Origin of the sequence: Alteraurantiacibacter aestuarii (genome assembly GCF_039523595.1) — a bacterium.
Taxonomy (GTDB): Bacteria; Pseudomonadota; Alphaproteobacteria; order Sphingomonadales; family Sphingomonadaceae; genus Alteraurantiacibacter; species Alteraurantiacibacter aestuarii.
This window is the reverse complement of record NZ_BAAAFP010000001.1, coordinates 213,842-226,452: the sequence shown is the minus strand read 5'-3', so window position 1 is coordinate 226,452 and position 12,611 is coordinate 213,842. Positions and strand designations below refer to the sequence as shown.

The 12,611-nt window shown below is 63.5% G+C and carries 11 protein-coding genes and 1 tRNA gene; 2 read left to right on the top strand and 10 right to left on the bottom strand.

The genetic code is table 11. The features are described from left to right. Positions 1–23: 23 nt before the first annotated feature. The 6 genes from dxs to rpe all read right to left on the bottom strand — a co-directional run bounded on the left by dxs (position 24) and on the right by rpe (position 7,736). On the bottom strand, positions 24–1,955 hold the full coding sequence (gene dxs, locus ABDZ98_RS01190; RefSeq protein ID WP_160590712.1) for a 1-deoxy-D-xylulose-5-phosphate synthase: 1,932 nt from the start codon (positions 1,953–1,955) through the stop codon (positions 24–26). Positions 1,956–2,008: 53 nt separating this feature from the next. Then, entirely contained in the window at positions 2,009–2,470 is a 462-nt protein-coding gene (locus tag ABDZ98_RS01185; RefSeq protein ID WP_160590713.1) for a Fur family transcriptional regulator, read from the bottom strand. 47 nt (positions 2,471–2,517) lie between these two features. Then, the gene (gene msrA / locus ABDZ98_RS01180) at positions 2,518–3,192 is read right to left on the bottom strand and encodes a peptide-methionine (S)-S-oxide reductase MsrA (RefSeq protein ID WP_202385974.1); all 675 of its coding nucleotides are present in this window, start codon (positions 3,190–3,192) and stop codon (positions 2,518–2,520) included. A 313-nt stretch (positions 3,193–3,505) separates the two neighbouring features. Continuing rightward, the gene (gene purH / locus ABDZ98_RS01175; protein ID WP_160590714.1) at positions 3,506–5,128 is read right to left on the bottom strand and encodes a bifunctional phosphoribosylaminoimidazolecarboxamide formyltransferase/IMP cyclohydrolase; all 1,623 of its coding nucleotides are present in this window, start codon (positions 5,126–5,128) and stop codon (positions 3,506–3,508) included. Between the two features lie 11 nt (positions 5,129–5,139). Beyond that, positions 5,140–6,996, bottom strand: a complete 1,857-nt coding sequence (locus ABDZ98_RS01170) for a heparinase II/III family protein (protein ID WP_202385975.1) — start codon at positions 6,994–6,996, stop codon at positions 5,140–5,142. Positions 6,997–7,076: 80 nt separating this feature from the next. Next, positions 7,077–7,736 carry a ribulose-phosphate 3-epimerase gene (gene rpe / locus ABDZ98_RS01165; protein WP_160590716.1) on the bottom strand — a complete coding sequence of 220 codons (660 nt, stop codon included), beginning with the start codon at positions 7,734–7,736 and terminating at the stop codon, positions 7,077–7,079. A 276-nt stretch (positions 7,737–8,012) separates the two neighbouring features. Here rpe and ABDZ98_RS01160 point away from each other — a divergent pair, with 276 nt between their 5' ends. After that, positions 8,013–8,471, top strand: a complete 459-nt coding sequence (locus ABDZ98_RS01160) for a DUF2141 domain-containing protein (RefSeq protein ID WP_237437434.1) — start codon at positions 8,013–8,015, stop codon at positions 8,469–8,471. Between the two features lie 46 nt (positions 8,472–8,517). On the opposite strand, the gene ABDZ98_RS01155 is transcribed toward ABDZ98_RS01160, so the two are convergent. After that, the gene (locus tag ABDZ98_RS01155) at positions 8,518–9,411 is read right to left on the bottom strand and encodes a hypothetical protein (protein WP_160590718.1); all 894 of its coding nucleotides are present in this window, start codon (positions 9,409–9,411) and stop codon (positions 8,518–8,520) included. After that, entirely contained in the window at positions 9,408–10,436 is a 1,029-nt protein-coding gene (locus tag ABDZ98_RS01150; RefSeq protein ID WP_160590719.1) for a diacylglycerol/lipid kinase family protein, read from the bottom strand. The genes ABDZ98_RS01155 and ABDZ98_RS01150 overlap by 4 nt, the downstream gene beginning before the upstream one ends. Before the next feature lie 257 nt (positions 10,437–10,693). Here ABDZ98_RS01150 and ABDZ98_RS01145 point away from each other — a divergent pair, with 257 nt between their 5' ends. Continuing rightward, a complete protein-coding gene (locus tag ABDZ98_RS01145) occupies positions 10,694–11,890 on the top strand; it encodes a M20 metallopeptidase family protein (protein ID WP_160590720.1) in 1,197 nt (398 codons plus the stop codon). Between the two features lie 79 nt (positions 11,891–11,969). Here ABDZ98_RS01145 and ABDZ98_RS01140 read toward each other — a convergent pair. Next, positions 11,970–12,046: transfer RNA gene (locus tag ABDZ98_RS01140), tRNA-Arg, on the bottom strand. A gap of 100 nt (positions 12,047–12,146) precedes the next feature. Next, positions 12,147–12,551 (bottom strand): DUF6152 family protein, encoded by a 405-nt coding sequence (locus tag ABDZ98_RS01135; protein ID WP_160590721.1) that lies wholly within the window; start codon positions 12,549–12,551, stop codon positions 12,147–12,149. Positions 12,552–12,611: the final 60 nt, after the last annotated feature.

Sequence of the window (12,611 nt, the reverse complement as noted above, 5' to 3'; positions counted from 1 at the left end):
GCGGGCAAGCCAGTCAGGCACTCCTAGGCCCGCGCTTCTTCCACGCCGGCGCTGTTGTGGCGCAATGCATTGAGCACGGTTTCCACGATATGCGGGGCATTGAGGCCGGCCTGCTCATATTGCTTTTCAGGCGTGTCGTGATCCTGGAAGATATCGGGCAGGCGCAATGTGCGGATCTTCAGGCCGCCATCCAGCAGCCCCTCGTCACTGGCCAGCGTCAGCACGTGGGCGCCCAGCCCGCCGATGGAGCCTTCCTCCACCGTCACCACCACTTCATGGGTGGTGGCCAGCTTGCGGATCAGATCTGCATCCAGCGGCTTGACGAAGCGCAGGTCCGCCACCGTGGTGGAAAGGCCCTTGGCCACCAGCGTATCAGCCGCAGCCAGCGCTTCTGCCAGACGCGAGCCGAGCGAAAGGATGGCCACCTTGCCGCCCTTTTCGTCCCCGCGAACAATCCGGCCCTTGCCGATTTCCAGCTTTTGCGGAACCTCCGGCATGGCCGCGCCCACGCCATTGCCGCGTGGATAGCGGAAGGCGATGGGGCCATCGTCATATTCGGCGGCGGTATAGGTCATGTGGACCAGCTCCGCTTCATCCGAAGGGGACATCACCACCATGTTGGGCAGCGTGGCCAGATAGGTCAGGTCAAAACTGCCCGCATGGGTTGCGCCATCCGCGCCCACCAGTCCGGCGCGATCGATGGCGAAGCGTACCGGCAGGTTCTGGATCGCCACATCGTGCACGATCTGGTCAAAAGCGCGCTGCAGGAAGGTGGAATAGATTGCCGCAAATGGCCGCATGCCCTGCGCGGCAAGGCCGGCGGCAAAGGTCACACCGTGCTGTTCGGCAATGCCGACATCAAAGGCGCGCTCAGGATGAGCGGCGGCGAATTTGTCCACCCCGGTGCCCGAAGGCATGGCGGCGGTGATGGCGCAGATCTTCTCATCGCTTTGCGCCAGCATCGCCAGCGTTTCCCCGAATACGTTCTGATAGGCGGGCGGTCCGGCCTTGGACTTGGCCTTTTCACCCGTCACCACATCAAACTTGGGCACGCCGTGATATTTGTCAGCCGATTCCTCGGCCGGGGCATAGCCCTTGCCCTTTTGCGTCACGACATGGATCAGCACCGGGCCTTGTTCACTGTCGCGGACATTTTCCAGCACCGGCAGCAGATGGTCCAGATTATGGCCATCGATAGGGCCGACGTAATAGAAGCCCAGCTCCTCGAACAGAGTGCCGCCGGTCACCATGCCGCGGGTATATTCCTCTGCCTTGCCGAGCGACTGGTGCACCCGGCGTGACAGCTTCTTGGCCAGCTTGGAGGCGATCGAGCGCAGGCCGAGATATTCGCTGCTGGAGATCAGCCGCGCCAGATAGGCCGAAAGCCCGCCCACCGGCGGCGCAATCGACATGTCGTTGTCATTCAGGATGACCACCAGCCGGTTGCCCGCCTGTTCGGCATTGTTCATCGCTTCATAGGCCATGCCCGCGCTCATCGCGCCATCGCCGATCACCGCAATGGCCTTGCCCGGATTGCCGGTCAGCTTGTTGGCGACGGCAAAGCCAAGCCCTGCGGAAATGGAGGTGGAGCTGTGCGCCGCGCCGAACGGATCATATTCGCTTTCAGACCGCTTGGTGAAGCCGGACAGCCCGCCGCCCTGGCGCAAGGTGCGAATCCGGTCGCGCCGCCCGGTGATGATCTTGTGCGGATAGGCCTGGTGGCCAACATCCCAGATCAGCCGGTCCTGCGGCGTGTTGAACACATAGTGCAGGGCCACGGTCAGTTCGACCACGCCCAGGCCCGATCCCAGATGCCCGCCGGTGGAACCGACAGCATCGATCATCTCGGCGCGCAGTTCATCTGCCAGTTGCCGCAATTGTGCGGGTTCCAGCTTTCGCAGATCCAGAGGAGTGTCGACCTGGTCGAGCAGCGGAGTTTCGGGCCGTAAAGTCATTACAGGGTCTTACAACCACCAACCCAAGCTGTCGATGAACGAGAACGTGGCATTCAACCGGCGCATTCTGAGCATAGTCCGCGCAGCTCCACCACCGGGCGCACATCGGAAAAACCGGCCTTTTGCCCCGCTTCGCGCAGGGCGGTGGTCAATTTGTCATCATCGAAATGGTCTGCCTGGCCGCAATCATCGCAGATCAGGAAGATGCAATCATGCCGGCATCCGGGATGGCTGTTGGCGAGATAGGCGTTGGCGCTTTCAATCCGGTTGGCCAGATTCGTGCGCACGAACAGGTCCAGGATTCGGTAAACGCTGTTGGCCGCAACGCGCTTGCCGCGGTTCTGGCCGACCAGTTCGGCAATGTCATAGGCGCTGGCAGGGCGTTCCTGCGCGGCCAGAGCGCGAAACACATCCGCGCGCATGGCTGTCCACTGCTCACCCGCCTGCGTGAGGACCTGTTCAGCCTCCTCAATCAGCCGGAGGCCCGAATGTTCGTGATGCTTGTGACCCGTCATCGCACCGATATAGGTGCAGCTTCCCCCATGGGCAAATGCCGCGGCGTTTATCCGGTGCGGAAAGTGCTGCGGTACAGCTGCGGGAACTCTTCGCGCAGTGCCTCCACCTTGGGAGCATCCCAACGGCGGATATAGGGATTGGTGGGATTCCTGAGCGAGAAATCCTGATGATATTCCTCCGCCTCATAAAAAGCGCGCGGGTTCTCGATCGCCACCACGATGGGCCTGTCCCACACCCCGCTGCGCCCCATTTGCGCCAGGTAAGCCTGCGCCACGGCGCGCTGTTCGGCGTTCATCGGGACGATGGCGGAGCGATACTGCGTGCCGTGATCGGGACCCTGGCGGTTGAGCAGGGTCGGATCGGCACCAACCGAGAAGAGGATTTGCAGCAGCTGGTCATAACGGACCACAGACGGGTCATAAACCACCTTCACCGCCTCTGCATGACCGGTCACGCCAGACGATACCAGCGAGTAGCTCGCCTGCTGCTGTGTGCCGCCGTGATAGCCCGATACGGCGCTTTGCACGCCGCGCGTGTGGGAGAAGATCGCCTCGATCCCCCAGAAGCAGCCTCCTGCGAAAATGGCGGTCTGCAAGCCGCTCTCATCCGCCTGCCTAGTGGCGACGGGCGCGTTGAAGACCTCTTCAGCGGAAGAGGGCGTGGCGGTGATGGCTACGCCGGCAAGCGCGGCGGCAAGGAGTGCGGCTTTGAACTTCATCATGAACCTCCAAGGTGTGGGAGGATATTCGCGGCAAGTACCACGGCAGTTACACCGAAGCCGAGAAGGAATGAACGATAAAGTTCGGCGGTAAACAGACCCATGGGAAATTGCTTTCTGCGAATTCTTTATTGCACCCTATGTAGGCACGAATGTCTTGCATGCGGCTGAACAGGCGCAAACTCGCCGCAGCGCTGCGTCGCTTCATCGTGATTCGGGCGGGGAAGCAGGCTTTGCGGCCCCGAAAGGCCGGTATCACAGGCCCGATATCAGAATTCCTGAAGCTTCAGCGCAGCAGTGGCGCATCAGTGGAGCATCAGTGGCGGAAATGGCGCATCCCGGTGAAAACCATCGCCAGGCCCGCGTCATCGGCCGCCTTGATCACCTCGTCATCGCGCATCGCGCCACCCGGCTGGATCACGACGCTGGCACCGGCTTCCAGCGCCACTTCAATGCCGTCGGCAAAGGGCAGGAAGGCATCGGACGCCATCGCGCTGCCAATGGTGCGCGGATTGTCCCAGCCGGCGGTCTGCGCCGCTTCGCGCGCCCGCGCGGCGGCGATGCGCCCGCTGTCACGCCTGTTCATCTGGCCAGCGCCAATGCCAGCCGTGGCGCCATCCCTGGCAAAGACGATGGCATTGGACTTCACGTGCTTGGCCACTTTCCAGGCGAACAGGCAATCGGCCAGTTCTTGTGCACTGGGCGCGCGCTTGCTGACCACTTTCAGGTCACCCGGTCCGATATCGCCCGCATCGCGCGATTGCAGCAGCATGCCGCCGGCAATGGATTTCATCTGCAGGCCGGGACGCGCGGCATCGGGCAGATCTTCCACCAGCAGCAGGCGCAGGTTCTTCTTGGCGGCAAAGGCCGCGCGCGCAGCATCGTCCGCACCCGGCGCGATCACCACTTCGGTGAAGATCTCGCAGATCGCCCGCGCGGTTTCTCCATCCAGCGGGACATTGGTGGCAACAATCCCGCCAAAGGCAGACACGCTGTCGCAGGCCAGCGCCTCGCGCCAGGCTTGCAGCAGGGACGGTGCCTGGGCCACGCCGCAGGGGTTGGCATGCTTGACGATCACCACCGCCGGATCGCCGCCGGCAAATTCCGCAACCAGTTCCAGCGCCGCATCGGCATCGTTGTAATTGTTGTAGGACAGCTCCTTGCCCTGCACCTGCTGCGCCTGCGGAATGCCGCGCGCGCCCACGCTCTGCGGCAGATAGACCGCAGCCGTCTGGTGCGGGTTTTCGCCGTAGCGCAAAGTGTCCTTCAGGGTGAAAGCCAGCGGCAGCTTGTCGACAAAGGGCGTGGCTTTCAGCGCGTCTGGCCCCAGCGGATTGGAGAAGGCATCGGCAAAGGCGAACCAGTTGGCGATGGCGGCATCATAGCTGGCGGTCTTGGCAAAGGCCTTGCCTGCCATGCGGATGCGGAAGGCGAGGCTGGTGGCACCGTCCTGCGCGTCCAGCTCCGCCAGCAGTTCTGCATAGTCGGATGGATCGGTGACGATGGTCACGAAACCATGGTTCTTGGAGGCGGAGCGGACCATTGCCGGGCCGCCGATATCGATGTTCTCGATGATCTCGTCCCGGCTCGCCCCGCGCGCCACGGTCTGTTCGAACGGGTAGAGGTTGACCACCAGCAGATCGATCGCGCCGATCCCGTGGCTGTCCATCGCGGCCTTGTGCTCGGCATTGTCGCGCACGGCCAGCAATCCGCCATGCACCACCGGGTGCAAGGTCTTGACCCTTCCGTCCATCATCTCGGGGAAACCGGTCAGGTCAGAAACGTCTTTCACCTCCAGCCCGGCATCGCGGATCGCCTTGGCAGTGCCGCCGGTGGAAACAAGCTCCACCCCATTGGCTGCCAGCGCGCGGGCCAGTTCCACAATACCGTCCTTGTCGGACACTGAGAGGAGCGCCCGTTTGATCGTAACCTGTGTCATGTCGTGAATTTCTATCCCATTCTCTTCAGCAGCCAGCTGAAATTGCCGCCGCCGCGCGAAGCGAGTCCCTGAATCACCAGCTGCTCTACAGGATGCGGGCGTCCATCGCCATCGACCCACAGGCTTTCTTCAGTTTCCAGCTTTTCTGCCCCGGTCATGAATTGCCAATAGCTGCCATCGGGCAGCGATAATGTGGCGCCGCGCCCGTTGTCGGCCAGCTTGAGGGTCACCTGCGGGCCAAGATGGAAGCGCAGGGCATAGGGCACCTTGCCGCGCTTGCCCTTGCGGCCGGAGGGGACCAGCAGGTCCTCCCCGCGCAGTTCACTGCCATCGTCGCGCAGGATCAGGATGCGGCGGTGGATCAGGCCAAAACGCGTGGCATAGCCATCATGGCTGGCCTCGATCCTGGTGGCCCCGCCATTGTCCAGCTTGATCGTGCGGCGGTCCACCTCCACTTCGCCCACGCCCGTTCCCAGCTTGCCGTTGATCAGCACGGCGGTGGAATTGGCATCGCCCAGCACCAGCGTGGAATGGGCAGCAGTGGCGCGCAGGCCCTGTTCGATGCGCACCGGCACCTGCCCGCCCGCCAGTGCGGAGCCGCCGCAATTGACGATCAGCCGGTGATCCCCGTGCGAGAGTTCGAACGCCAGCGTGGATGCGCAACCATTGCGGGCATGGCGCGCCAGCGGCGGCGGCGAGGTATCGAATTGCAGGATCGCGGGCTTGGCGGCGATCCGTTGATAGCCCCATTGGCGCGCATCGCGCAGCGGGCGGGCGCGAATGCCGCTGGCCTTCACCAGCGCCTCTATCCGCTCCGCCTTCACCGCGCCGGAGCCCTGCCAGTTGCCCAGCGAGCCATCGGCATGGGTCAGCGCCAGCAGCGGCGGCACCAGCAGCGCCTGCATTGTCTCTATCGCCTGAGGAGGATCGCGCCGTACCGCGCGGTAACAGGCGGTAACGTCGATCAGTGCCGCGATCACATGCATCTGCGCCACCGGGCTGCGTGACAACACGCCGCCATCGTCGCCCACCAGTTCTCCCAGAGCGCGCACCAGTCCCGCTTCGCCAAACAGGCGGCGCGGCTTGCCTTCGGGCAGCAGCAAACCGGCGGCGATTATCGCGCACCAGCCGATCACCTCGCCATGACGATCGTCGGCGCGGGTAACGTTGCGATCCAGCCAGCGCGCCGTATCGGCCATCGCATCCAGCACTTGCTGGCGCAGCGCCTTGTCCTGACCCGACAGGATCAGCGGCGCATGCACCAGCCATGCAAGCAGGCGGTGCCCGGCATTTTCGACCTTCCACGCCGCGCCCTTGTCGGCGGACTTGTTCGCCTGCATCCACGCCTGGAGGATACGCTCTGCCGTGGCATTGCCTTGCGGACGCGGGGCGCAGCAATCGAGATCACGCAGCCACGAGAAGCCCTGCACCGCGCGCTCAAAAGGCGGGGTCAGCTTGGCGACAGACGCGAAATCGAGCTGCGCGATCGGCGCCTTCACCCCGTGGACAAGGAAATGGCCTGCCCGCAGCGCCATGCCGGCAACACGGTCCCCCTCCAGCGGCGTTTCCACCGTGGCCAGCAGGCGCGGGCGCAGCGGCTTGCGGAAAGGCGCGGACAAGGTGGAGCCGGGAACACCCAGGCGATAGGCAAAGCGCAGCAGCCGTTCACCGGCGCTGATGTCTGGCGGGTTGAAATCGGACAGCGCCAGTTCGCGCCCTGCCCCCACCGGCGCGTCTGCGGAATAGTCTTTGGCCATGTCTGCGGGCATATCTGCGGACATATCTGCGGACATATCTGCGGACTTGCTGGCAATGGCGCTTTTCAGAGCCAGTTCCTCTGGTCGATCATCATCAAGGGGTATCGCCATTTGCATGGGTCCTTCCCGCAAACCATCATCGGAATCCCCATCCGAGCCATGATGCAGCCGGGTGGAAAGATCGTCCATGCCTAGCAGCCCTTCAGCGCGGCGATGTTGGCGGCGTAGCAATCTGGCCCGCCCTTGAAGGTGGCGGAACCGGCAACCAGCACATCCGCGCCCGCATCCACGCAGCGGCGCGCATTGTCGGCTGTTACCCCGCCATCCACTTCGATCAGGACATCGTGCCCGCCCTTGTCGATCATCTTGCGCACGGCCTCGATCTTGCGCAGCTGGCTTTCGATGAAGCTCTGCCCGCCAAAGCCGGGATTGACGCTCATGATCAGTACCAGGTCGATTTCCTCGATCAGATAGTCGAGCATCTTGGCAGGCGTTGCCGGATTGAGCGAAATGCCCGCCTTCTTGCCCAGCGCCTTCACCGCCTGCACGCTGCGATGGACATGCGGTCCCGCTTCGGGGTGCACGGTGATGATATCGGCACCCGCATCGGCGAATTGCTCGATCCACATATCGACAGGTGAGACCATCAGGTGGACATCGAAGACCTTCGCGCTGTGCGGTCGCAGCGCCTTCACCACCGCCGGACCGATGGTGAGGTTGGGGACATAATGCCCGTCCATCACATCGACATGGATCCAGTCTGCCCCGGCTGCATCCACGGCGCGCACCTCTTCACCCAGCCGGGCGAAATCGGCGGATAAAATCGAGGGCGAGATGAGTGGTGATTTCATGATTGCCATAATGCGATAGGCTGCGGCGAATCGGCGAACAAGCTGGGCGGGGGACATTTTCCACACAGGGGCCATTCTGTGCCCGAATATTTACACGCGGCTGACGGCATTCTTCACATGCTGTTCAGTGGCAAATATCCAATAACCGGCGCAAACAGGGGTCAAACCCTGCGCGATTGCACGGCAAGACCCGGCGGGGTCAGTGATCGCAATGGTCGCGAGTTTGAAACAGGATTATTCATGCGTCTATCTGTTCGTAATGGCTTTGCAGCCCTGATGATTGCCATTGCGGGCGTTTCGCTTGCGGTTCCGGCCTATGCGCAGTTCCGCCAGGAAATCCGCAACGATCCCGCACCCTGCCGTGGCAGCGGGCCTGCCATCCGCATCAATGTGGCCGGTGTCAGCAACTCCAATGGCGTAGTGCGCGTACAGCTGTATCGCGGGATCGAGTCCGACTGGCTGGAAAGCGGGCGGTGGATCTATCGCATGGAAGCCCCGGCGCGGCAGGGCAACATGAGCTTCTGCATGCCCGTTCCGCAGGCCGGCACCTATGGCATTGCCGTGCGCCATGACGTGAACGGCAATGGCAGCACCGATATCCGCACAGACGGCGGGGCCATGTCCAACAATCCCAATCTGAACATCTTCAACCTGGGCAAGCCCAATTATCGCCGCACCCGCTTTGATGTCGGCAACAGCGTGATCACGCTCAATTTGCAGATGCGCTACCTGTAAGGCGCGCCAGCAGGCTGCTTAGCCAGACCGGGTCAGCCTGACCCGCTCAGCCATGCCGCTTCGCGCGCCAGATTTTCCACATCACGCCGGGTGCGGACAGCAGCGGATGTTTTTCGCGCCAGGGCGTCACTTCCACTTTGACGCCGGTGTGGCGCTCCACCTTCCACGCCGCATATCGCCCCGCCCCATCGAATGTGCGCGTGGCCCGCAGCAGGCGCGCGATGTTGAGCGGCTTGCCCATCCGCCGACGCCTGCGCCACCAGCGCAGAATCGCGCGGCGGCGCTGGCTGGACAGCTGCGGCACGATCAGCTGCCCCTGCCGCTCATAACCGATCCCGGCCGCATCAAGCGCGGCAGTCAGCAATCCATCGAAATGGGCGGCGTTGGCTTCAAGGATAGTGTCTTCGCGCCCCGGCTTCTCCACCCGCAGTTCTGCCCGGTAGGTCGCCCGGAACAGCGCGCGCCAGAAGTCGGCGGCATTCCCGGCTGATGGGCCAACAGCCACCGCCAGCCGCGCCGCCGTCTGCGCGGCCTGCGCCAGTGCATCGCCAACCGCCGCGCGCGCTGCATCGTCACGCGCCCAGATCAGTGCACTGGGCTGAACGAAGCGCGCCCAGATGGTCGTGTCGATCGTCTCACCGCGCGCGGCCTGGGCGAATTTCTCCAGCGACATGGTGGCGATCTTGGCCCGCAACACCTCCCCCTCATGCTGCCATTCGCGGTAGGAAACGCGCGGCCACAGGCCGGTTTCGGCGGGGCCGGGCAGCAACAGGTAGAAATCGACCACCCCTTCCAGCACGCCCGTGCGCAGGTTGGAGCCATAGAACAGCACCGCGCAGGCACCGGCCTCCTCGGCCAGGAAGCGCGCATAATCGGCGATGGCAGGGTGGACCTGGCGCGTCTGCGCGGCGTTGATCCGCGCGCGCAGATCCATGCTCACGGAACGATAAAGCGCAGGCGCGGGCCGGGCGTCACGCGGTAGGAGCCGGGCGGAAATGCCTCGCCATCGAGGATGAAGCGATCGGCAATATCGAATTCCAGCTGTTCCAGCCCATGCGTGTGATAGCCGCCGCGCCGCGTGGCCTCGCCCACATTGCCGCGAAAAATTGCCGGAATGCGCAGCAACAGACGGCGGCGCGAATTGTCGAACACCGCCACGCGCAGGGCGGCCTCCATGTCCTTGAACGGACGCAGGCCAGCCGGGAATGTCCGCAAGGTGGATGCGAACATGAAAAACCGCTCATCCGCAGGAGCAAATCCGGCATGTTCCAGATCCACGCCGGCTTCATCGCGCAGGCGCATGCGCGTGCCGCGCCGCCACGGATTGTCCTGCCTGCCGAAAAACGCCTGCAACGCGCTCCAGATAGCGGTCACGCCCACGGCGGCGGCATTGAAGGCGCCAAAATTATGCGCGTCCTGCCCCAGGCTGATGGCGGAGGTATAGGCCCCGGCACCCATCACGAAACCACGCACCTGCGCCGCTTCATTGTCACGCTGCGCCACCACCAGCGGGCGGCGCATGACCATCCGGTCATTCTTCGCAGCTTCCAGCGCCTTGGCCAGATTCCAGTCATCACCAATGCCCAGATCATGCGCCAGCGCATTGGTCTTGCCGCTGGGCAGCAGGATCAGTTCAGGCCAGGTTTCACCAAACGAACCCGCACCGCAAGTCAGCACATCGCGCACCGTGCCGTCACCGCCATCGATGGCGATATAGTCCACGCGCTTGGCGGCAAAATCGGCCAGAATTTCGTGCAGTTCGCTGCGCCGCGATGGCGAGGCGGTGATGACGCCTGCAATGGCATCGCTGTCCTGCGGCGAACCTTCATTGCCGTGACTGTGCGGATTGCGGATAAGGCCCACCAGCGGCTGGGCCCGCACCTGCACCGATGTGCGGCTTTCTGCCGAATCCTGCGCGACATCAACCTGCGGCAGGCGGTCGAACAGATGTATGGTCCCGTGCATACTCACCGCCTTAACCTCGCACCCTATGCAATTACTACGGAAATAATTCAAATTGCCCGCAAGCTGTCGCCGCACGGCAACAGTTCGCCGCAACACTGCAATATTTGCGCAACACCGAACTGGCATTGGCCACCATTTGGTCACCAATTGCCAAGTTAGGTATCACTCCGCAACCGACAAGCCCATAGCTCTCGTCCGTATGGCTGTGCAGGCGAAATAGTTTTGCGCGCATCAGGCACGCGCGGTAGACAGTCGGCATGCTGACTGAGACACTGATCCTCGCCGCCCGGGAAATTGAGCCGCGTATCGTCGCCCTGCGGCGCGCCATCCATGCAGAACCGGAACTGGGGCTGGAAACGCCCAGGACGCTGGCCAAGGTGCGGGCAGAGCTGGCGGATCTGCCGCTGGCATGGCGCGAGGGCACCTCTGCCACAGGCGCGGTGGCCGTGCTGCAAGGTGGCAAGCCAGGCCGGACTGCGCTGCTGCGCGGTGACATGGATGCCCTGCCGATGCAGGAGGACACCGGCCTGCCGTTCGCCTCCACCATTCCCGGACGGATGCATGCCTGCGGCCACGATACGCACACCGCCATGCTGGCCGGTGCCGCGCGCATACTGGCAGAACGGCGTGAGGAGATTTGCGGCGAGGTGCATTTCATGTTCCAGCCGGGCGAGGAGGGTTTTCACGGCGCGCGCTACATGATCGAGGACGGCCTGCTCGATCCCTGGCCCGATGCCGCCTTTGCCCTGCATATCATGCCCAATTCGCCGCATGGCGTGATCGCCGGCAGGCATGGCGCGATGATGGCTGCTGCCGACATGGTGGAGATCACCCTGACCGGGCGCGGCGGCCATGCCTCCATGCCGCATGACACGCGCGATCCCATCCCAGCCGCAGCCGAAATCGTGACCGCGCTGCAGACCATGGTCACCCGGCGCTTTGCCGCGGCAGAGGCCTGCGTGGTCACCATCACCCAGATGGAAGCGGGCAGCGCGCATAATATCATCCCCGACACCGCCCTGCTACGTGGCACGATCCGCACGCTTTCCGCCCAGCGCCGCCAGGCCCTGCGCGCGGCCATCGTCGAAGTGGCGGAAAATGTCGCCCGCGCGCACGGCTGCACCGCCAGCGTCAATATCGAGGAAGGCTTCCCGGTCACCGTCAACGATGGCCGGGCAGTTGATCTTGGCCGGCAAGTGGCGCTGCAAATGGGCGGCGAGCAAGCCTATCAGCAGCTGGCCCACGCGCTGATGGGTGCCGAAGACTTCGCCTATGTGCTGGAAAAAGTCCCGGGCGCGATGTTCTTCCTGGGCGTGGCGGAAGAGGGATCGGACTGGAAGAGCTGCTGCGGCATCCATTCCAGCAAGATGATGGTCGACGAGAGCGTCCTGCCCACCGGCTCCGCCTTCCTGGCCAGCTGCGCGGTGCGCTTCCTGGAAAACGGCTGGGAATAGGGCCGGTACTCCACGGGCGAATAGCTGGCCGACAAATGTCTGAAAAAGAAAAAGCCGCCCTCACGGACGGCTCATTCCTTGGTGCACCCGACAGGATTCGAACCTGTGGCCTCTGCCTTCGGAGGGCAGCGCTCTATCCAGCTGAGCTACGGGTGCAACAGGGCAGCCGCCTAGCAATCAGCGCGCGGCGCGCCAAGCTATATTCGCCTGATCGCTGAAGTGCGGTGCTGACCAGTCGACCCGGTCACTATCGCGATTACTGGGTAGTGCCGCGATCGCCGAACTGGAACAAGCGCGAGCCATCAGGCTTGGTCACGGTGACGTTGAAGCCGCCATTGCGGCCATCACGCAGGGGGTAATAGGTGAGGTTCACCTTCTCACCCGGCTGCAGCGACCGGCGCGACCAGCCATAGCGGACCAGGTGATTCGGGCTCATCCCCTCAAATGCCCAGCGCGTGCCCTGGGCATCGCGGGCGTAAAGGAAGGTGTGCGGATTGGTCCATTCCCAGCGCTCGACAGTCATGTTCGTCATGGTCGATTCCTGGCCCCATGTGAACATGGCGGTGGAATGGTGGGCGGAGCTTGGCACAGACAGGCTGGCAGCCCCGGCCAGAGCGAAGGCGAAGCCGAGCGCAGCGCGGCGAAAGGTTTTGCTATTCATGTTCACTCTCCTGGCGCAGGGTAGCTGAACGGTCCCTGATCACCTTTGCAATTCTTTTGC